Here is a 19,864-nt window from a genome sequence, read left to right on the forward strand (position 1 = left end):
CTCTCGGGGGTTTCCCGAGCGTGGCCGGAGCCGGACGTAGTGCGCAATCCGTACGTCTACGGATCTAAAGGGCGTTGCTAGCCGTAGTTGGCGAAGCAGAGCGCCTCGATGTCGCCGCGCAGCGCGGCGAACGGCCGCGGGCGCACCCGCTGCTGGACGACCGTGCCGAGCAGGTACGACAGGAGCGCGCGGGCCCGCGCCCGCGGGTCGTCGACGTCCAGCGGGGCGAGCAGCTCGGCCATGAGCTCGGTGAGCGACGTGAGCATGGCGTCGATGGCCTGCGGGTGCTGCGCGCGGCCGGCGGCGATCCAGTACTCGAACCAGAGGAACGCCGCGTTGGGGTTGGCGGCGAACACGCTCAGGTACTCCTCGAGGACGGCGAAGAGGCGCTTACGCGGGTCGCTGTGCTTCGCGGCGACCTCGCGCAGTCCCGCGGCGAAGGCGGTGATGTGCGCGGCCATGGCGCGGTCGATGAGGACGTCGATGTCGGCGAAGTAGTAGTGGATCGCGCTCTTGGTGAGCGGGCCGGCGTCGGCGATGGCCCGCACGGTGCACCCGGCGAGCCCGTCGCGGGCGAGGACGATCCGCGCGGCCTCGACGATCTGCTCCTGCTTGGCCAGCTGGTTCGGGGAGAGCCGGTCGCTGCGACCGGGGACTGCGCTCACGGTGATTCTCGTTACCTTCGGACTGGACGGCAGCCCCGAATCCTAGGGCAGACGTCCCGCGGATGACCTTCGGGTGAAAAACCGGATTGGCCACCCCGGTCTGCGCAGCGGACAATGCCCGGCATGGTGATCTCAGGGGACAAGGGGCTCAGCTCGGCAGCGCGCAGCCAGCTGGAGAAGGAAATCGCGAACCTGCGCGCGCAGCGGGAAGCCCTCGCGCCGCAACCCGGCGAGCAGGAGCGCACCGGTGACGCGGCGGACCAGGCGGACGTGATCGACCGCGCGGAAGCGGCGGCCCGGCTCGACCGCCAGATCGCGGACCTGGCCGCGAAGATGGAGCACGGCGGCTACGGCAACTCCCAGCTCCCCGACGGCACGGTGGTGACCCTCCGCTTCTCGGACGGCGACGAAGAGACGTTCCAGGTGGTGACGGTCCCGGGCGAAGACGCGGACGCGATCACCTCGGACAGCCCCCTGGGCCTGGCCCTGGTAGGCCGCAAGGCGGGCGACGAGATCACCTACCGAACCCCCCGAGGCGACGCGAAGGCCACCGTGGTGAAGGTGACGCCCCCGAAGTAACCCCTGTCATCCCGAAGGCCCCCAGCCACAAGCTGGGGGCCTTCGCCATCCCAACTTTGACCCGTAAGGGTGGTTCTGGAAAAGAAAAACGGCCAAGAACCTGCCAACCCGGCCACGCGGGGGGCCGGGGGCGGAGCCCGCCGGGCGGGGCGCGGGGCGGAGCCCCGCAAGATACGCGAAGCCAAAAAACGGCCCCTGCCCTCAAGGGGCAGGGGCCGAGCATTGGCTGAGCCGCCTGGGGGAATCGAACCCCCGACCTATTCATTACGAGTGAATCGCTCTGGCCGACTGAGCTAAGGCGGCATGTCTCCGGCTCGCGCTGGCGACGATGGCAAGTGTAGCGGAGGCTGTGCGCGTCACTTTCCGGGGGGACCGTCGTTAGGGCCCTATGACGTCGGTCTCACTCCCCGGTCGACCTATCTGGAGGCTCTGGCACATGCGGCGAAGACTGCCCCGTTCGGTGGCCCTGCCGGCGGCTGCGGCGTTGCTCCTGTTCAGCGCGGCGCCGGCGAACGCCGATCCGACCTATCCGACGACGCCGATCCCGCAGCCGGCGAACCCGGGGCAGGCGCCGATCTCGGCGCCGATCGGGCCGCAGCCGCTGGGGCAGGCCGTCGGGGACGCCGGGACCGCGCTCGGGATCATCCGGCTGCTGCCCAACGCCGTGCCGACGAGCACGATCCTGCCCGGGTTCGGGGAGACGCTGCCGAAGCAGTCGGCGCTCGAGGCCGGGATGGGCCTCTCGAGCGCGTCGGCGAACTCCGACGCCTACCTGAGCTACGAGAAGGCGATCGCGCAGGCGTCGCCGTTCGGGCTGTCGGTGGGCGGGAACGCGCCGCAGACGCCGGGCAGCGTCGTGCAGACCGCGTTGCCGGACAACCCGCAGCCGATCAGCGGGGGGCTCAACGCGCCGTCGAACCCGCTGCTGAACGTCGGGCTGCTGAACGGGAGCGCGCACGCGCGGTGGAGCCCGACGCTCGGGCCGTGCGTCGACACCATCGCGGACGCGAGCACGTCGGTGGCGAGCCTGTCGCTGCTGAACGTCGTCCCGTCGATGCCGAACCTCGGTCTGGACGCGCTGAAGCCGAAGCTCGACCCGAACTCGCTGGCGAGCGGGTTCGACCTGACGAAGGGCCTGCAGAGCCTCGGTGGCCTGCTGCAGGGTGGCGGGCAGACGCCCGCGAACGGCACCGGCTCGCTGCTGAGCCTGCCGAACACGCTGTCGTCGCGGTCGCAGGTGAAGCTGGTCGACATACCGGGCTCGAAGAACAAGGCCGTGCAGTCGACGTCGACGCTGCAGGCCGCGGACATCGAGATCCTCAAGGGGACGCCGCTGGCGCTGAGCCTCAAGGTGGCCAGCCAGCCGACGCTGAAGGTGACCTCCACCGGCGACGCGAAGACGTCCAAAGTGGACTACACCGCGCCGGTGCTGACCATCGAGGCCGGCGGCAAGACGCTGTACACGCTGGACGCGGCGCACCCGACGAAGGACATCCCGATCGGGCTGCCGCTGAAGGGCCTGAGCGACCAGTTCGGGCAGCTGAACGACATCCCGGTGGTCGGTGGGCTCGTCTCGACGCTGACCAACGGCATCCAGCAGGTCGGCAACACCGCGGGCACGGTGCTGGACCTGGGCGTCCTGCGGCTGAGCATCGCGGGGCTGGACCAGAAGTCGGCGAACATGACGACGCCGTTCAAGGGCTTCCAGCTGGGCGCGTCGGCGCGGTTGTTCGACCTGCAGCTGCTGCCGACGGTCAACCTGAAGAACCTGCTGCCGGCCGACCAGGCGAAGAACCTGCCGTCGTCGCTGGCCCAGCTGTCGCTGGGTGAGCAGGTCGCGCGGGCCTACGCGCCGACCGGCGGCGTGGTCTGCGGGTCGACGTCGACGCCGCCCGCGGGCGGTCAGGCACCGAAGGGGCCGGTAAAGAACCTCGCCTACACCGGCGGCGCGTACGACACCGTGCCGCTGTTCTGGTCGGGCACGGCGATGCTGCTGCTCGGCGTGGTGATGGTGGCCGCGATGCCGGGCACGCGCCGGCGTCCGCTGGCGGTCGCGGTCGAGGAGAAGCCGTTCAAGCCGTCACCGCGTCCGCGCGAGTGACCCGAGGGGTGTGAAGGAGCCCGCCAGGCGCGCCTGGCGGGCTTCTTCGTCTTCAGCTGCCGAGGGCGGCCATGACCTTGCGCACGGCTTCGACGACCGGGGCGCCGACCTGGCCGACCATCATCGCGACACCGGAGACGGCGCCGAGCGCGCGCCGCAGCCGGGCCGGTTCCGGCCGCGGCGCCTGGAGGGTGGCCAGCGACTCGTCGATGACCTGGCGGTCGGTACCAGCCACCTGGGGCCGCAACACCTGAACGGCGGCGAGCAGCTCCCTGAACGCCGCCTGCTGGTCGACGGGGCCCTGGTGGACGATCTTGCCGATGCCCTGGTCGTGCACTTCGAACTTGTCGCCGCCAACCTGGTCGCCGTAGTAGTGGGTACCACTCATCAGCCGGTCCTTCCCGCTCAGTGCACGATCTTGCCGATGCCGTGTCCACCGACTTCGAACTTGTCCCCGCCGATGTTGTCGCCGTAGCGGGTGTAGTTCACGGTCTTGTGGAAGACCACCCGCGGATCGTCGACAGCCGCCATGATCGCGTGCACGATCTCGTCGAGGATGTGTCGTTCGGTGGTCGCCAGCGCGGTGTACGGATTTCCGGCCGTTTCGATGACCAGCGCGAACAGCGCCGGGCGCAGCAGCAGGTAGACCAGCCGGACCGCGCTGATCCCGATCAGCACCGCCGTCGCGATCACCACGACCTGGCCGAGGCTCTTGTCCACGTGCGCGCCTTGGCTCCGCGCGGCGCGCAAACCCAGGGTCGCGCCCATGCCGAGCACCAGCCACAGCAGCGCGAAGCCGAGGAACCGGCCGAACGCGGCCGCCCGCCGGATCGTCAGCCGTACGACCCGCGCTCGCGCGATGTTGCGGACCGGGTAGGCCTCGCGACCGACCCAGAGGACCTGGTTCTCGACCTTGACGCCGATGACACCGCTGCGCTCGGACATGCTCCGGTCCTCCCCGTGCGGCCGACGTGACGGCAACCAGCGTCACCCGGGGGCAGGCCCGCGACAATGTCCTTTCGGGCGGACCTCAGCCTTGGCGAAGAGTCGTGACCATCGCTTCGACGGCGATGCGCGGCTTGACGTTCAAGTCGATCGCCTCACGGCATTCCAGCACCGCTTCGAGCCGGCGCAGCGTCGACTCCGGCGTCCACGCCTGCGCCGCCTCGCGGATCTGGTCGGCGTGGTCGGGGTGGTTGAGCGTCGCGCCGGAGCGGGTCGCCGTCACCAGGACGTCGCGGTAGAAGGCGGCCAGGTCGATCAGGGCGAGGTCGAGCGTGTCGCGCTGGGTGCGGGTCGCGCGGGACTTCTGCTTCTTCTCCAGCTGCTTGACTGCCGCTTCGGCGGCTCGCTTGGCGCCGGCGACGCCCTTGCCGACGCCGTCGCCGCCCATCGCCGTCCGCAGCTCGTTGCGCTCGTCCTCGTCGCGGCCCTTGCTCGCCTCACCCGCGTCGGCCTCGGCCGCGCTGATCAGCTGGTCGGCGCACGTGAAGACGTCGCTCGGGCGCCTGAGGCCCAGCGGGATCCGCAAAACGGTGGCTCGCCGCTGCCGCGCGGCCTCGTCCGTCGCGAGCCGGCGCGCGCGGCCGACGTGGCCGCCGCACACCGAAGCCGCCCACTGCGCGCGCTCGGGGTCGACGTGGTCGCGGCGCATCAGGACGTCCGCGATCGCCTCCGGCGGCGGCGTCCGCAGCGTCACCAGGCGGCAGCGCGAACGGATCGTCACCGAGACGTCGTCGGGGTGGTCCGACGGCGCGCAGAGCAGGAAGACCGTGCGGTCGGGTGGTTCCTCGACGGCCTTCAGCAGCGCGTTCGACGCGCCTTCGGTGAGCCGGTCGGCGTCCTCGATGATCACGACCTGCCAGTGGCCGGTGGTCGGGCGGCGCGCGGCCGCTTGCACCAGCGCGCGCATCTCGGCGACCGAGATGGACAGGCCTTCCGGCACCACGAGCCGGACGTCGGCGTGGGTGCCCGCCATCACCGTGTGGCAGCCGGGACAGGCGTCGCAGCCGGTGCCGGTGCTGCACTGCAGGGCCGCGGCGAACGTCCGCGCCGCCACCGAGCGGCCGGACCCGGGCGGGCCGGTCAGCAGCCAGGCGTGCGTCATCGCGCCGGGCGGGGCGGGCTCGCCGGCGACGATCTTGGCCGCGGCCGACGCGGCCGAGGCCAGCGTCTCGACCGCGGGCTCCTGGCCGACCAGCTGGTTCCAGACGCCGATGCGCTCGATCGTCGTCACTTCGCCTCCACGCGAGGCTCTTCCGGGACGGGGTCGCCGAGGTCCAGCGGCAGGGTCGACGGCTGGTCCGTCGCCGGCGCGCCGGTGGTCGCCGGGACCGCGATGGCCGGCCCGTCCGTCGCCGGCGCGAGGGCGGACAGGCGGCCGACGAACACGGCGCGCAGCGCGGTGCGGATGCGCGCGGCGACCTCCGCGTCGGTGCCGTCAGCGTCGATCACGACGTACCGGTCGGGATCGGCCGCGGCCATCTCGGTGAGCAGGTGCTGGACGCGCCATTGGTCGTTCATCGTGGTGGACCGGTCGCGCGGCGCGCCGTGCGGGGCGGAGTCGAGCAGGACGGTCAGGTCCGGGCGCAGCCGCCCGGTCGCCCAGTCGGCGAGGCCTTCGAGCTCGTCGCTGTCGAGCCCGGCGACGGCCGACAGGTGCGCCAGCGGCGAGTCGACGAACCGCTCCATCACGACGACCGAACCGGCGTCGAGCGCCGGCTGGACGTGCCGTTCGACGATGTCGGCCCGCACCGCGGCGGCGGCCAGCGCCTGGGCCCGCGCCCCGGTCAGCGAAGCGCCGGAGACGAGGGCGGTGAGCCGCTGGTCGTCGAGTGCGGGGTCGGCGGCGACCACCACGGGCCGGGTGCCGCCGCGCATCCAGTCGGCGAGGTTGACGGCCTGGATCGCCGTGTTGATCGCGGTGGTGCCCTCGACGGCGATGAGGAAGCCGTTGACGCGCCGCGGCGTGCGGCGCAGCGCGTTGCGCAGGTCGGAGAGGATCGGCTCGGTGCGCTTGTCGTCCATCTGCCGGTAGGCGAAGAGGCCCGCGACCAGCGCGATCGCGGCGCCGGCGAGCATGATCGGCCGGGTGCCGTCGATCGTGACCGGGCTGCCCCAGACGTTGATGGTGTGCGGCGCGACCACGCCGACCAGGACCGGGACCGTGACCGTCGTGCCGAACAGGACCAGCTTCATCATCAGCTGGTAGATCGCGTTGATCCGGCCGCGGATGGCGTCCTCGACGCGGGAGCCGATGATCGTGACACCGGTGAGGAAGGCCGTCCCGGCCCAGAAGCCGACCAGCACCACGGTGATGAGCGAGATCGACAGGTGCGGCGACAACGCCACCAGCGCGAGCGAGAGCCCGGCCGCGATGATGGAGACGCCGAACAACCGGTCGTGCGGGAGCCGTCGGGAGAGCTTGGGCGCGAGCGCCATCCCGGAGGCCAGGCCGAGGAAGACCGCCAGCACCAGGAGGCTGAACGCCGAGTCACCGGCCAGCAGGCTCGAGGAGTACGGCTTGGCGGAGCCGATCACCGCGCCGCCCGCGGCGAACGCGCCGAACGCGCCGACCAGCAGGCCGCGCACGAGCGGCGTGCTGCGGATGAACCGGAAGCCGTCGGCGATCATCGTGCCGACGCCGAGCTTCTCCTCGTCGGCCGGCTTGACCTTCTGCTCCGGCAGCGCGTGGACGTTGCGCAGGGAAAGTTCGGGGATGCGGGTGGCGATGAGGATCGCGCTGGCCAGGTAGAGCAGGCCGGTGATGATGACGACCAGCTTCGCGATGCTGAGGCTCGCGCTCTCCCCGGGGAAGAGGTGGAAGGTCGTGTTGACGCCGGTGATGATCGCGTTCGCGCCGGCCGCGGTGATGACGGCGAGGCCGTAGGTCATCACCATGCCGAGCTGGTTGGCCGTCTCAACCTGGTCGGGGCGGCGGAGCAGGTTCGGGACCGCGGCCTCTTTCGAGGGGATCCACATGCTCGCCGCGCTGCCGACGAGGAAGTTGCCGACGAGCAGCCACCACGGCGCGCTGACGAAGGCGATCGACAATAGGAAGCCGCAGCGCAGCAGGTCCGCGACCACCATGACCTTGCGGCGGTCGAACCGGTCCGCGAGCAAGCCGCCGACCGGGGCGAACAGCAGCCCCGGCGCCAGGCCCGTCAGGACGACGCCGACGAAGGCGAAGTTCTGCGCGAAGTAGTTGTTCGTCAGCTTCGTGGCCAGGCCGGTCAGGGCGAGGATGTTCAGCCAGTCGGCCACGCTGCACAGGTACGTGACGCCCCAGAGGCGCCGGAACGGTTTGATCGCCAGTACCCGCCGGACCCGGTTGATCGTGGACGCCTCGGCGCCCGACGACCCACCCGGGCCGGCCCCGGGTACCGATCGCACGCCCTCGCTGATACGCCCACCCCACTAGTCACCGCGATGCCGGGCGCCGTGGTGAGGTCGCCCGACCGTGAAGTCAGGGTAGCCCGATCGGCCCTTGCCGCGCGGACGGCCCCGAGGTCCCGGCGGGACGGGGACCAGCGAGCGAACGCTAGTCGAACAGTGCGGACACGCTGCTGACCAGGCTCGACACCATCTCGATGGCGACGAAACCGAACACGATCAGCAACGCCACGGCGAGCATGACCCCGGCCGCACTCGACGACGGCCGGTTGAACGCCGGCATCGCCATCGACGGCAGCCGCCGCCGCTTGACGGGCACGACCTCGAGGTCTTCGTCGAAGTCGTCGTCCACCGGCGGCCTCTGCCGCACGGGCCGCTGCAGCGGCGGCCGGTTCGGCCAGGTGCGCCGCCGGTTCCGCTGCCGCGGGAGCAACCCCATCGGCGGCGCGGCTTGTTCACCGGCGGTGCTCGTGGTGCCCGCGGGCGGGATGGCGTCCGGGGTCTTGGCCTCCTCCTCCCGGAGGGTTTCCTCGACCATCCGGCGCACGGCCTCTTCGTCGTGCGGCACCGGCCCGGCCACCGGGATGGCGGCGGGCTCGTGGCCATTCGCGACCGCGGTGCGTGGCTCGGGGTCGGCCGTGACCAGTCCCGAGACGGGGTCGGCGAACATTTCGCCGGGTACTGCGGACAGAGTGCCGTCGCGCTGAGTGAGCTCGGGGGCATTGAAGAAGGGAGCCTCACCGTTCGCGCTCATGGTGACCACCTCACTACTGAATGTCCTCGCCTTTCCAGGGTAGCGACGATGGCGGATAACGCATCCGCCCAATGGCTCTGTCTGAATTGGAGGGACGGTCACGCAGCGCAAGCCCGTGCCCGAACCCCCTGCAGTGTCCAGTCCGCCGGAGGTCCGGTCGACCGCCAATGGTGACGGATCGTAGTGAGTCCGATCACAGCGGCCGTCGGCGGGAGGGTGGCCAGGCAGTGGACTGTGGTGACCAGTTTGCCGGTTTCGGGTCGAGTTGGACATGGGTTCGCGGCTCGGTGGAGGCAGGTTGAGGGGTCCGGTTGGGGGTGTGGGCGGGCCGGTTGGAGCAGCGGCCGGGGTTGGGACGAACGGCGGCTGCCAGCGAGCTTGCCTGAGGCTCGCGGCATCGCGCCGGCGGTGGGGCCGCCGGCGGCGGTCCAGGGCCGCGCTGAAGTCGCTGGCGGCTGGCAACGCACCAAGTCGACTCGCAGCAAGCCGGCCCGCGCTCAGCAGGCAGTGCGGACTCGCCAGCCAGGCTCACCGCCGACGGACCGGCCACGCTCGGCCGAGGCGGCGAACTCCGGCGGGACGCGGCCCGGCCCGCGCTTGGGCCGGCCGCCGCACCCCGCCTGCACCAGGTCAGCCCGCACTCAGCCGACCAGCCGCGGCCCAGTCCGCAGGGTCGGGCCGGGGCAAGTCAGGGCCGGAGCGGGGGCGGGCAGGGCCGCGGGCCGGCCCGCGGCACCGCGCTCAGCCCACCGACCGCACCCCAGCCCATGCCGCCGCACCTTCCGACCGCGCGTCCGCTGCGCTTAGGGCACCTCCTCTTGGCCCAAATCGATCATCTTCCGGCACCAGTCGCGGAGCATGCCGCGGCTGAAGGGGCTCAGGACCAGCTGGCGGAGGCCGTCGCCGCGGTCCAAGGCCGCCAGGGCGAACCTGCCCAGGTCCGTGTCCACCAACACGAACCCGTGGTCGGGGAACTCCGCGCACAGTCCTCCGAACGCCAGCATGTCCAGGACCGCCGTTCCCGAGCGGGGCCGGGCCAGGAGCTCGCGCATCGCCCAGACGTCGTCGTCTTGACCGTCGTGGACCAGGCCGTCGTTGTCCACCGATACCCAGATCGCGCGCGGGGATGCTCCGAACGGGACCTCCGGCAGCTCCGCCACCAGCATCTCCGGCAGCTCCTCGAAGTCGGCCAGGTGGATCGCCGTGCGGCCGGGGAGCGAGCCCATCATGAACGCCCGCTCGCCGTCCGCGTAGCAGCGGATGTCCGCCGTCTCCGGCTCGCCGTCGAACACGCCGCACAGCGCCGCCCGCACCGAGCCGCGCAGCATCAGCGACACCACCTCGAAGCCGAGCTCGTTGAGCTCGCCGTCCTCGCCGAACGGGGTGCCGTCGATCCAGGCCGCCCACGCCGTGTGCCGCTCGACCTCGGCGACCAGGTCCGCCGGGTCGTCCGACACCGGGCCGTGGACCAGGATGTCGTGGTCGCTGACGTCCGGGTTGTAGAGCCGGTCGACCGGCTCCCGGTCCGGCATCGCCGCCAGCACCGGGCCGGCGGCCAGCTCGAGCAGCTCGCGCGCCGCCGTGCGTTCAGCCATGCCGCCGCCTCTCACTCTCATCGGGCTCCTCCCCCGGCCCGGCCGCCTGCCGCGGCTCCGGGACGCCGCTGTTCAGCTCGGCCGCCTCGAGGATCGCGTCGCGCACCGTCAGGTCCCGAGGGGCCGCCGCGACCACCCTGTCCACTCCTTCCCCGGCCGTCGTCCGCACCGCCGCGTGCTCAGGCATGGCTCTGCACCGCCTCGACGATCCACTGCTCGGCCGTGCTCCGCGAGGCCGGACCCCACGTCACCGTCCAGCGCCCGGTCCGGCCGACCGCCGCGCTGAACTGGTACCGGCCCAGGTCGTTGTCCACCAGCCCGAACGCGCCGTGCGGGTACTCGGCCAGGATCGCCTCGCGCACCGCGAGGTCGACCAGCACCGTGCCAAGCCGCGGCCGGGCCGCGCACTCCCGGATCTGCTCCACCGCCCGCTCGCACCGGCGCGGGATCAGGCCGCCCTCGTCGGTCTCGATGCGCAGGTGCGGCCCGGGCCCCGGCGGCCGGTCGGGCAGGCCGTCGAACACCCAGCCCGGCAGCTCGCTCAGGAAGCCGGACCGCAGCCGCGCCCGGTTGCCCAGCTTGTGCAGCACCGTGGTGTAGTCCTCGTCGCCGAAGAACCGCACCTCCCACGGCTCCTGCCGGGCCGGGAAGACGCCGGTGACCACGCCGCGGATGAACCCGCCGCGCAGCGCCCGGTACAGCCCGACCGCTTCCGCCGTGACCTCGCCACCCGGGGCGAGGCCGATCGCGGCCATCCCGGCGACGAACCGGGTGTACTGCTCGACCTCGTCGGCAAGGCTCGACGCCGGCGCGGAGCGCCGCCCCGGCAGCGGTTCGGTGTCCGCCAGCACCGGCGGGATCTCGAACTCGGGGTCGTAGAACTCCATCACCGAGGGCCGCTCCGGCACCTCGGCCGACAGCGGGGCGATGACCTCGTCGATGACGTCGAAGACGGCGACTGAAGTGTTCACCCCTAGATTGAACACCCTGGCACCGACAATTTCTCGCACATATGTTCGAGATGGTGATCCCCATCGGTGAACGGTCGGCGAGCGGCTCACACATGCTCCGACACCCGCCCTTCGACGAACTCCGCGAGCCGGCCGACACTCCCGGGCACCCACCAGAACCGGCGCCGGCCCAGCGCCGCGAGGTGCCGGCCACGGTCGTCGTCGACCAGCGCGAGCATCTCCCACGGCCGCCTCGAGCCGTCGCGAACGACGTCGAGCTGCACGGTGCCGAGCCGCGGCCGGCTCAAGTCCTCCGCCAGATCGAAGAGCAGGCACTCCTGCTCGGGCTCGAACACCCCGCGCTCGTCCACGTCGAGCCACAGGCCGGCACCCGGCGCCGGCGGGCGTGGCGGCAGCCGCGTGAACGCCAGCCGGAGCAGCTCCGCCGTCGAACCCGGAGATGGCCCGCAAAGCTCCAGGCCGTCTCCGGCGACGGCGAAGCTCTCTCGGTCGTCGAAGAAAGCCGAAGTCCACGGCTCGCCGGACATCGCGACGGCGACGCCGCAGACGCCGCCGGTGCCGATGAAGCCGGTCAGCGACTCCATCACGGTCATGGCAGTGGCACTGCCGGCGGCCGCCGCCCGGACCGGCTTGAGGATCTTGGTGGTCACCGTGCGCACGGTGCGTGGTGTCTTGGTCACGCGTCCATGAAACCCGGGACCACCGACAATTTCCCGAACATCCGTTCGAGACGTCACTCGAAAGTGTGGCCGGACGCCATGAAGGCCCCCGGCGTACCAGGGGCCTTCACGAGCGGTCTTACTTGGCCTTCGTTGCGGTCGAGCTGCGCTTCGTCGTCGTGGACTTGGCGGCCGCGGTCTTGGCGGTCTTGCTCGTGCCCGCCTTGACCGTCTTCGCCGTCGTCGAAGCCGGCTTGCGCGCCGGCGCCTTCCGCTTCGGCGCCGGACCCTTGGCCCGCTTCTCGGCCAGCAGCTCGGATGCCCGTTCCGCGGTCAGCGACTCGATCTCGTCGCCCTTCCGCAGCGTGGCGTTGTACTCGCCGTCGGTCACGTACGGGCCGAAGCGGCCGTCCTTGACGACCATCGGCTTCTTCGAGACCGGGTCCTCGCCGAGCTCCTTGAGCGGCGGCTTCGCCGTCGCGGAGCGCCCACGCTGCTTCGGCTCCGAGTAGATCTTCAGCGCCTCTTCGAGCGTGATCGAGAAGAGCTGGTCCTCGGTCGAGAGCGAGCGCGAGTCCGTGCCCTTCTTCAGGTACGGCCCGTAGCGCCCGTTCTGCGCGGTGATCTCGTCACCGGACTCCGGGTCCTTGCCGACTACGCGCGGCAGCGAAAGCAGCTTCAGCGCGTCGTCCAGCGTGATGGTCTCGATGTCCATCGACTTGAACAGCGAGCCCGTACGCGGCTTCGGCGCCTTCGCCTTGGCCGCCTTCTTCTGCGCGGCCGTGGCGTCTTCGGGGATCTCGATCTCCGGCAGCACCTCGGTCACGTACGGCCCGAAGCGGCCTTCCTTCGCGACGATGTCGTGCCCGCTCACCGGGTCGGTGCCCAGCGTGCGGCCCTCCTGCGGGGTCGCGAACAGCTTCTCCGCGATCTCCTGCGACAGCTCGTCCGGCGGCAGGTCCTCGGGCAGGTTCGCGCGCTGCGACTCGCCGTTGACCTCGCGCTCGAGGTACGGCCCGTAGCGCCCGACGCGGACGACGACCGTGTGCCCGTCGGCGTCACTGAACAGCGGGATCGAGTTGATCTCGCGCGCGTCGATGTCCTCGACACTGCCCTCGACCAGCTTCTTCAGCCCGCCCAGGCGGCCGATCGAGCCGTCGACGCCCATGTCGCCGCCGAAGTAGAACTTCGACAGCCACTGCGCGCGCTGCTCGTCACCGGCCGCGATGCGGTCGAGCTCGTCCTCCATGCCGGCGGTGAAGTCGTAGTCGACGAGCCGCTCGAAGTGCCGTTCCATCAGGCCGATCACGGCGAACGCGACCCACGACGGAACGAGCGCGGAGCCCTTCTTCCAGACGTACCCGCGGTCCTGGATGGTCTTGATGATCGACGCGTACGTCGACGGGCGGCCGATGCCCAGCTCTTCCAGCTTGCTGACCAGGCTCGGCTCCGAGTACCGCGCGGGCGGCGAGGTCGTGTGGCCGTCCGGGGTCAGGTCCGACGCGGTGAGCGCCTGGTCCTTCTCCAGCACCGGCAGGCGGCTTTGCTTGTCGTCGGCCTCGCCACCGGTCTCGGTGTCGACCGCCTCGACGTACGCCTTGAGGAAGCCCGCGAAGGTGATCGTGCGGCCCGAAGCGGCGAAGGTGCACTCCTCGCCCGAAGTCGCGTTGCCGACGATCCGCACGGACATCGTGGTGCCCTTGGCGTCCGCCATCTGCGACGCGATCGTGCGCTGCCAGATCATCTCGTAGAGCCGGAACTCGTCGGTGTCCAGCTCGCCCGCGACCTGGCCCGGCGTGCGGAAGACCTCGCCCGACGGCCGGATCGCCTCGTGGGCCTCCTGCGCGTTCTTGACCTTGCGCGTGTACTGGCGCGGCGACGGCGAGACGTACTCCTTGCCGTACAGCTGCGTGGCCTGGCTGCGCGCCGCCGAGATCGCCGACTCCGACAGCGTCGTGGAGTCGGTACGCATATAGGTGATGTAGCCGTTCTCGTACAGCTTCTGCGCGATCCGCATCGTGCGCTCGGAGGTGAACCGCATCTTGCGGCCGGCCTCCTGCTGCAGCGTCGAGGTCATGAAGGGCGCGTACGGCTTCCGCGTGTACGGCTTCTCTTCGACGCTCGAGACCTTGAAGTCACGCTGCTTCAGCGCGTCGGCCAGGCGCCGCGCGTCGGCCTCCGCGAGCACGCGGACCTCGTTGTTCGAGGCCTTGAGCTGCCCGTCCGAGCCGAAGTCGCGGCCGGTGGCCAGGCGCGCGCCGTCCACGGCGACCATGCGGGCCGAGAAGTTCCGCGGCGAAGCCTCCTCGCCGGCGTCCATCGTGGCGGAGACGTCCCAGTACGACGCCGAGGTGAAGCGCATGCGCTCGCGCTCGCGCTCGACCACGATCCGGGTCGCCACCGACTGCACGCGGCCCGCCGAGAGCTTCGGCATGACCTTCTTCCACAGCACCGGCGAGACCTCGTAGCCGTAGAGGCGGTCGAGGATGCGGCGGGTCTCCTGGGCGTCGACGAGATCGGCGTCCAGCTCACGGGTCGAGTCGGCGGCCGCGCGGATGGCCTGCTCGGTGACCTCGTGGAAGACCATCCGGCGGACCGGGACCTTCGGCTTCAGCGTCTCGAGCAGGTGCCACGCGATGGCTTCGCCCTCGCGGTCGGGGTCCGTGGCGAGGTAGAGCTCGTCGACGTCCTTGAGCAGGCCCTTGAGCTCGGTGACCTTGGACTTCTTGTCCGGGGTGACCACGTAGAGGGCCTTGAAGCCGTTGTCGACGTCGACGCCGAGGCGCGCCCAGGACTCGCCCTTGTACTGGGCGGGCACGTCGGCAGCGCCACGCGGCAGGTCGCGGATGTGCCCGACGGAGGACTCGACGACGTACCCGCCGCCCAGGTAGGGGGCGATCTTGCGGGCCTTCGTCGGGGACTCGACGATCACCAGCCGCCGGTGCCCGGCGCCGTTGTCCGCCGAGGCTCCGTTCTTCTTGGTCCGTGCTCCTGCCACGCTGTCCTGCTCTCCGCTCATCTCGTCCCGCCAGGCGGAACTGCACCACGTCCCTGCCCAGGGCCCGCGTCTCGACCTGCCAGTGTGCACGCTGTTCCGGCCCGGACGGCGTGGAGGTGGCCCAACACGCCGCCGGTCCTGTGCCCAGCGCATCGCCGCTGACCTCGACGATGTTTCCCCAACGTACCCGCCACGTGATTTCGGCCACGTCCCGCGCAGCCTAGCGCGTGACCGTCCGGATACCCTCCGTTCGACGGTGGTGGGCGCGGGGACGTCACCGCTTCACTGGTTTCCCCGTCCAGCCGAAAGGATCCGCCATGACCCGACGCCTCCTCGGCGCCCTGCTCACCGCCGCGACCGCCACAGTATTACTGGGGACCACTCCGGCGAGCGCGGCCGCGGCGAACTTCGCCGGCACGGTAGCCCTCTCCAACTGCTCGGGCTCGGTGGTCAAACCGGCCGCGACACCCGACACCGCCCCCGCGCTCGTCATGTCCAACGGGCACTGCCTCGAGACCGGCTTCCCCGGCCCCGGGCAGGTCATCACCAACCGGTCATCCAGCCGGACGTTCACCCTGCTCAACGCCAGCGGCGGCAACGCCGGCACGCTGCGCGCGAAGAAGATCGTCTACGGGACGATGACCGACACCGACGTGTCGCTCTACCAGCTCACCACCACCTACGCGCAGATCAAGTCGAGCTACGGGATTTCGCCGCTGGAGCTGTCCAACGCGCACCCGACGGCCGGCTCCGCGATCGACGTCGTCTCCGGCTACTGGAAGCGGATCTACTCCTGCAACATCGACGGTTTCGTGTACCGGTTGAAGGAGGGCAGCTGGACCTGGAAGGACTCGATCCGCTACACGTCCGCCTGCCAGACCATCGGCGGCACGTCGGGGTCGCCGATCGTGTCCGGCGGCAAGGTCGTCGGCGTGAACAACACCGGCAACGAGGACGGCGCGCGCTGCACGGAGAACAACCCGTGCGAGGTCGACCAGGCCGGCAACGTCACCGTGCACTACAAGACGAACTACGGCCAGGAGACGTACGGCATTCCCGCGTGCCTCACCGCGGCCAACGAAATCGCCCTCACGCAGGCCGGTTGCACCCTGCCGCGGCCGTGACGCGCCGCCCGCGCCCGGTCAGGCCGTGCTCGTCACGGCCTCCGGGTGCGGGACCGGCCGCGGTGCCGCGCCGGGCCACGCCGCTTCGGCGCCCGGTGGTGGTTCCCCGATCAGTTCCAGCAGCGCCTCCAAGCGGCGTTTCCCGGTGACCTTGACGGCCGGGACCTCGGCCTTCGGGCCGGTCAGCTTCGCCGCGACGCCCAGCGGCGTCAGCGCCTCGACCAGCCGCTCGTGCATTCCCGGCGCCAGCGGGTCGACGCCCAGCAGGTAGCCCTGCGTGCCGGGGCGGCCGCCGGCCAGCACCCACATCCGCAGCATCGCCCCGCTGAGCCGGAAGCCGTCGGGCACCGCTTTGCCCGAGTCGTCCTCCGCGGGGCCCGCGCAGCCCTCCCGCAGCCATCTCAGCGCCAGCGGGAGCAGGTCGACGCGGAAGGAGGTGCGCACCTGCGGGTTGCCGCAGTCGGCCTTCGAGACCTGGGCGTCGGCACCGCGGCAGCGGAACTCACGCGCCAGGACGTGCGCCCGCCACGGCTCCTCGACGACCACCGACAGGCGGGCGGCCGTGCGCCCGAAGCCGGTGATCTGGCCGTGGCAGCACAACAGGCCGGCCAGGTCGCCCAGACCCGGCCCGCTGGCCTCGGCGGAGAAGAGGGAGATCGTCCGATCCACCGCGCCATACTAGAACACAAGTTCGATTCGTGGCGATAGTCACGCCGATCTTCACCGAGGCGGTTGATCGAGCTGACGGCACGCCGGAGCGCGCTGCTCGGCCGCGGCCAGCGCGGGGACGCCCTTGAGACCCTTGAGGTAGTCGAGGGCGTCGATGCGGTCGAGCGTGGCCTTGGCCTCGCCGAGCGCTGCCTTGGTCGCCTCCGCGTCGCCGCGGACCGCGTCGATGCGCTGGCGGGCCTGCTCGGCCTGCGTGCGGATCTCGGAGAACTGGCCGATGACGTTCTCGCGGCCGCCGTCCGCGGACGGCACCGGGGGCGCGCCGAGCGCGGTCAGCCCGGCCAGGCTCCGGTCGAGTCCGCCGACCACCGAGGAAAGCAGGTCGCTGGACGTCCGAGACGCCTGCTGCGGCGTGCTGGGGTCGACGGTGGGGAGTTCCGCCAGGGTGCGGACGAGGTGCGTCACCGCGCCGCAGTAGGCGTCCGCCCATCTCGCCGCGGGATCGGCCTGCGGCACCACGGTCGTCACCGACAGACCCTGGTCCCGCGCCGGTGACTGCGCGGGGGCTTGCTGCCCGCAGCCGGCGAGGCCGATCGTGATCGTCGTGGTTAGGGCGGCGAAAACGGTTGACCGCGGCCGCACCTGTGCACCTCCTGCTCGACGACGTCCCGGAAGGGCCGACGGTACCGATTCGGTGCTGCTTCGCAAGTCGCCGAGCCAGTGTGGGATGGCCTGACACGTCCCGGGCCCGGCACGCGACGCTGCGTGCCGGGCCCGGGAACGGTGGTGCGTCAGGCCTTGATCTCCGTCGGGGTGTCGGAAAGGACCGTTCCCCGGCGCTTCGAGACCACGATCGCCGCCACGATGATGGCGACCGCGACCAGCGAAATGATGATGCGCACAGCGGCGTTCTCGTCGGGACCGATCGAGAACTGGACGACGGCGGGCGCGATCAGGACCGAGACCAGGTTCATGACCTTGATCAGCGGGTTGATCGCCGGGCCGGCGGTGTCCTTGAACGGGTCACCCACGGTGTCACCGATGATGGTGGCCTCGTGCGCGGACGAGCCCTTGCCACCGTGGTTGCCGTCCTCGACCAGCTTCTTCGCGTTGTCCCACGCGCCACCGGAGTTGGCGAGGAAGATCGCCATCAGGGTGCCGCAGGCGATCGCGCCGGCCAGGTAGCCGGCGAGCGCGCCGGTGCCCAGGCCGAAGCCCACCGCGATCGGGGCGAAGACCGCCAGCAGACCCGGCGTCGTCAGCTCACGCAGCGAGTCGCGCGTGACGATGTCGACGACCTTGCCGTACTCGGGGCGGGTGGTGCCCTCCATGATGCCCGGGATGTCGCGGAACTGGCGGCGGACTTCGTAGACCACCGCGCCGGCCGCGCGGGAAACCGCGTTGACGGCGAGACCCGAGAACATGAACACCACGGCCGCACCGATGATGACGCCGACCAGCGTGTTCGGGCTGACGATCGCGTTGACGAACGACTTGGCCGCGTCCATGCCGGTGACGACGCCGTTGCCCATACCCGCCAGCGTCTTCGTGATCGCGTCCGAGTAGGAGCCGAAGAGCGCGGTCGCCGCGAGGACGGCCGTCGCGATCGCGATGCCCTTGGTGATGGCCTTGGTGGTGTTGCCCACCGCGTCCAGCTCCGTGAGGATCTGCGCGGCCTTCTCGTCGACGTCGCCCGACATCTCGGCGATGCCCTGCGCGTTGTCCGAAACCGGGCCGAAGGTGTCCATCGCGACGATGACGCCGACGGTGGTCAGCAGGCCGGTGCCGGCCAGCGCCACGGCGAACAGCGCGACGCCGCCGCCCAGCAGGTACGCGCCGAACACGGCCGCGCCGATGACCAGCGCGGTGTACACAGCGGACTCGAACCCGACCGAGATGCCGGACAGGATGACGGTCGCGCCTCCGGTCTCCGACGTCTGCGCGACGTCCTTGACCGGCTTGTACTCGGTGCCGGTGTAGTAACCGGTCAGCTTCAGGATGACCGCGGCGAGCACGATGCCGATGATCACCGCGATGGTCGCGATGACCGCCGGGTTGCCGGAGTTTTCGTAGCCCGCGCCGAAGTCGGAGAAGCTGCTCGGCAGGTACACGAACGACGCGATCGCCGACAGGACGGCGGAGATGACCGCGGAGATGTAGAACGAGCGGTTGATCGTGACCAGACCGCCCTCACCCGCGCGCGCCTTGGTGATGTAGACGCCGATGACCGCGGTGATGACACCGATGGCCGGCACGATGAGCGGGAAGATCAGGCCGTGCACGCCGAAGGCGGTGCTGCCCAGGATCAGCGCGGCGACCAGCATGACGGCGTAGGACTCGAACAGGTCCGCGGCCATGCCTGCACAGTCGCCGACGTTGTCGCCCACGTTGTCCGCGATGGTGGCCGCGTTGCGGGGGTCGTCCTCCGGGATGCCCTGCTCGACCTTGCCGACCAGGTCCGCGCCGACGTCGGCGGCCTTGGTGAAGATACCGCCGCCGACACGCATGAACATCGCGATCAGGGCGGCGCCGAAGCCGAAGCCCTCGAGCACCTTGGGCGCCTGGCCGGTGTACACCAGCACGACGACCGCGGCACCGAACAGGCCGAGGCCGACGGTGATCATGCCGACGACACCGCCGGTGCGGAACGCCACGCGCATGGCGACCTCGCGGCCGCCTTCCTCGCGCGACGCGGCGGCCACGCGCAGGTTCGCCTGCGTCGCCAGCCACATGCCGAGGTAGCCGATCGCGAACGAGAACGCCGCACCGACCAGGAAGAAGATCGAACGGCCGATCTTCTCGTTCCAGTCGTCGGCGGGAAGTGCGAAGAGCAGGAGGAACACGATCACGCCGAAGATCGCGAGAGTGTTCCGCTGCCGCTTGAGGTAAGCGGCCGCGCCTTCCTGCACCGCCTTGGCGATGTCCTGCATCTTGGCGGTGCCCTGGCCTGCGGCCAGCACCTCCTTGAGCAGGACGTAGCCGATGACGAGTGCGGCAAGCGCGACCACGGCGACTACACCGACAATCGTGTAGCCACCTCCGGAGAGCGTGATGGACCCGCCCTCCGCGAGGAACTGCCGTGACATTCGTCCTCCAGGAGACGTCGCCGATCGCCAGCGTCGACGGCGAGCCGAGGGTTCGACACTGCCGACGCTGGCATGGACCCTGTACCGAGCGACACGCTAGCCGTGCGGCGATGCACGTCTCGCATGACGCTCACCACAGAGGGTGTGGATTGCGGGAGTGTATTGGTATCGCAACCAGCGCCTTTAAGGCGTCCCCGGGACAGCACATTCCGTTACCTTGTGAGCCTCCTCACTTGATCGATCCCTCTGGCCGGATTCCGTTGGGGTTCCG

17 protein-coding genes and 1 tRNA gene are annotated in these 19,864 nt (G+C 70.8%); 3 read left to right on the forward strand and 15 right to left on the reverse strand.

Annotated elements, in window-relative coordinates; translation table 11 throughout:
* Positions 1 to 77: 77 nt before the first annotated feature.
* A complete protein-coding gene (locus ACIRSS_RS18595) occupies positions 78 to 665 on the reverse strand; it encodes a TetR/AcrR family transcriptional regulator (RefSeq protein ID WP_400896316.1) in 588 nt (195 codons plus the stop codon).
* A gap of 123 nt (positions 666 to 788) precedes the next feature.
* On the opposite strand from ACIRSS_RS18595, the gene ACIRSS_RS18600 reads away from it, so the two are divergent.
* On the forward strand, positions 789 to 1,244 hold the full coding sequence (locus ACIRSS_RS18600; RefSeq protein WP_400896318.1) for a GreA/GreB family elongation factor: 456 nt from the start codon (positions 789 to 791) through the stop codon (positions 1,242 to 1,244).
* A gap of 229 nt (positions 1,245 to 1,473) precedes the next feature.
* Here the strand turns inward: ACIRSS_RS18600 and ACIRSS_RS18605 are convergent.
* Positions 1,474 to 1,547, reverse strand: a tRNA-Thr gene (locus ACIRSS_RS18605).
* Positions 1,548 to 1,680: 133 nt separating this feature from the next.
* Here ACIRSS_RS18605 and ACIRSS_RS18610 point away from each other — a divergent pair.
* Positions 1,681 to 3,345, forward strand: coding sequence for a hypothetical protein (locus ACIRSS_RS18610; protein ID WP_400896322.1), 1,665 nt, complete (start codon positions 1,681 to 1,683; stop codon positions 3,343 to 3,345).
* 52 nt (positions 3,346 to 3,397) lie between these two features.
* Here ACIRSS_RS18610 and ACIRSS_RS18615 read toward each other — a convergent pair whose 3' ends face one another.
* From ACIRSS_RS18615 to topA, 10 genes are all read right to left on the reverse strand, one after another.
* Complete coding sequence (locus ACIRSS_RS18615) at positions 3,398 to 3,733, reverse strand: hypothetical protein (protein ID WP_400896324.1); 336 nt, start codon at positions 3,731 to 3,733, stop codon at positions 3,398 to 3,400.
* A 17-nt stretch (positions 3,734 to 3,750) separates the two neighbouring features.
* Entirely contained in the window at positions 3,751 to 4,290 is a 540-nt protein-coding gene (locus ACIRSS_RS18620) for a DUF6232 family protein (RefSeq protein ID WP_400896326.1), read from the reverse strand.
* Between the two features lie 85 nt (positions 4,291 to 4,375).
* Positions 4,376 to 5,581 carry a DNA polymerase III subunit delta' gene (locus tag ACIRSS_RS18625; protein ID WP_400896328.1) on the reverse strand — a complete coding sequence of 402 codons (1,206 nt, stop codon included), beginning with the start codon at positions 5,579 to 5,581 and terminating at the stop codon, positions 4,376 to 4,378.
* Complete coding sequence (locus tag ACIRSS_RS18630; RefSeq protein ID WP_400896330.1) at positions 5,578 to 7,737, reverse strand: bifunctional MFS transporter/dTMP kinase; 2,160 nt, start codon at positions 7,735 to 7,737, stop codon at positions 5,578 to 5,580. Before ACIRSS_RS18630 ends, ACIRSS_RS18625 begins: the two co-directional genes overlap by 4 nt.
* 148 nt (positions 7,738 to 7,885) lie before the next feature.
* Positions 7,886 to 8,491, reverse strand: a complete 606-nt coding sequence (locus ACIRSS_RS18635; RefSeq protein ID WP_400896332.1) for a hypothetical protein — start codon at positions 8,489 to 8,491, stop codon at positions 7,886 to 7,888.
* An 803-nt stretch (positions 8,492 to 9,294) separates the two neighbouring features.
* Entirely contained in the window at positions 9,295 to 10,086 is a 792-nt protein-coding gene (locus tag ACIRSS_RS18640) for a hypothetical protein (RefSeq protein WP_400896334.1), read from the reverse strand.
* Positions 10,079 to 10,273, reverse strand: a complete 195-nt coding sequence (locus tag ACIRSS_RS18645; protein WP_400896335.1) for a hypothetical protein — start codon at positions 10,271 to 10,273, stop codon at positions 10,079 to 10,081. Before ACIRSS_RS18645 ends, ACIRSS_RS18640 begins: the two co-directional genes overlap by 8 nt.
* On the reverse strand, positions 10,266 to 11,057 hold the full coding sequence (locus ACIRSS_RS18650; protein WP_400896337.1) for an ESX secretion-associated protein EspG: 792 nt from the start codon (positions 11,055 to 11,057) through the stop codon (positions 10,266 to 10,268). Before ACIRSS_RS18650 ends, ACIRSS_RS18645 begins: the two co-directional genes overlap by 8 nt.
* An 86-nt stretch (positions 11,058 to 11,143) precedes the next feature.
* Positions 11,144 to 11,737, reverse strand: coding sequence for a hypothetical protein (locus ACIRSS_RS18655; protein WP_400896339.1), 594 nt, complete (start codon positions 11,735 to 11,737; stop codon positions 11,144 to 11,146).
* A 118-nt stretch (positions 11,738 to 11,855) separates the two neighbouring features.
* A complete protein-coding gene (gene topA, locus ACIRSS_RS18660) occupies positions 11,856 to 14,735 on the reverse strand; it encodes a type I DNA topoisomerase (RefSeq protein ID WP_400896341.1) in 2,880 nt (959 codons plus the stop codon).
* Positions 14,736 to 15,031: 296 nt separating this feature from the next.
* Here topA and ACIRSS_RS18665 point away from each other — a divergent pair, with 296 nt between their 5' ends.
* The gene (locus tag ACIRSS_RS18665; protein WP_400896343.1) at positions 15,032 to 15,838 is read left to right on the forward strand and encodes a serine protease; all 807 of its coding nucleotides are present in this window, start codon (positions 15,032 to 15,034) and stop codon (positions 15,836 to 15,838) included.
* A gap of 18 nt (positions 15,839 to 15,856) precedes the next feature.
* Here the strand turns inward: ACIRSS_RS18665 and ACIRSS_RS18670 are convergent, their stop codons facing one another.
* The 3 genes from ACIRSS_RS18670 to ACIRSS_RS18680 form a co-directional block, all read right to left on the reverse strand.
* Positions 15,857 to 16,507 carry a hypothetical protein gene (locus tag ACIRSS_RS18670; protein WP_400896345.1) on the reverse strand — a complete coding sequence of 217 codons (651 nt, stop codon included), beginning with the start codon at positions 16,505 to 16,507 and terminating at the stop codon, positions 15,857 to 15,859.
* A 51-nt stretch (positions 16,508 to 16,558) separates the two neighbouring features.
* Positions 16,559 to 17,149 carry a hypothetical protein gene (locus tag ACIRSS_RS18675; protein WP_400896347.1) on the reverse strand — a complete coding sequence of 197 codons (591 nt, stop codon included), beginning with the start codon at positions 17,147 to 17,149 and terminating at the stop codon, positions 16,559 to 16,561.
* 149 nt (positions 17,150 to 17,298) lie between these two features.
* Entirely contained in the window at positions 17,299 to 19,593 is a 2,295-nt protein-coding gene (locus ACIRSS_RS18680) for a sodium-translocating pyrophosphatase (RefSeq protein WP_400896349.1), read from the reverse strand.
* Between the last annotated feature and the right edge of the window lie 271 nt (positions 19,594 to 19,864).

The organism is Amycolatopsis sp. NPDC101161 (genome assembly GCF_044768185.1).
Taxonomy (GTDB): Bacteria; Actinomycetota; Actinomycetes; order Mycobacteriales; family Pseudonocardiaceae; genus Amycolatopsis.

What these genes read in the sequence shown, in the direction of transcription:
- ACIRSS_RS18680 (WP_400896349.1), bottom strand. Translation starts at nt 19,593, where the DNA reads ATGTCACGGCAGTTCCTCGCGGAGGGCGGGTCCATCACGCTCTCCGGA.
- ACIRSS_RS18620 (WP_400896326.1), bottom strand. Translation starts at nt 4,290, where the DNA reads ATGTCCGAGCGCAGCGGTGTCATCGGCGTCAAGGTCGAGAACCAGGTC.
- ACIRSS_RS18640 (WP_400896334.1), bottom strand. Translation starts at nt 10,086, where the DNA reads ATGGCTGAACGCACGGCGGCGCGCGAGCTGCTCGAGCTGGCCGCCGGC.
- ACIRSS_RS18610 (WP_400896322.1), top strand. Translation starts at nt 1,681, where the DNA reads ATGCGGCGAAGACTGCCCCGTTCGGTGGCCCTGCCGGCGGCTGCGGCG.
- ACIRSS_RS18615 (WP_400896324.1), bottom strand. Translation starts at nt 3,733, where the DNA reads ATGAGTGGTACCCACTACTACGGCGACCAGGTTGGCGGCGACAAGTTC.
- ACIRSS_RS18645 (WP_400896335.1), bottom strand. Translation starts at nt 10,273, where the DNA reads ATGCCTGAGCACGCGGCGGTGCGGACGACGGCCGGGGAAGGAGTGGAC.
- ACIRSS_RS18635 (WP_400896332.1), bottom strand. Translation starts at nt 8,491, where the DNA reads ATGAGCGCGAACGGTGAGGCTCCCTTCTTCAATGCCCCCGAGCTCACT.
- ACIRSS_RS18665 (WP_400896343.1), top strand. Translation starts at nt 15,032, where the DNA reads ATGACCCGACGCCTCCTCGGCGCCCTGCTCACCGCCGCGACCGCCACA.
- ACIRSS_RS18600 (WP_400896318.1), top strand. Translation starts at nt 789, where the DNA reads ATGGTGATCTCAGGGGACAAGGGGCTCAGCTCGGCAGCGCGCAGCCAG.
- topA (WP_400896341.1), bottom strand. Translation starts at nt 14,735, where the DNA reads ATGAGCGGAGAGCAGGACAGCGTGGCAGGAGCACGGACCAAGAAGAAC.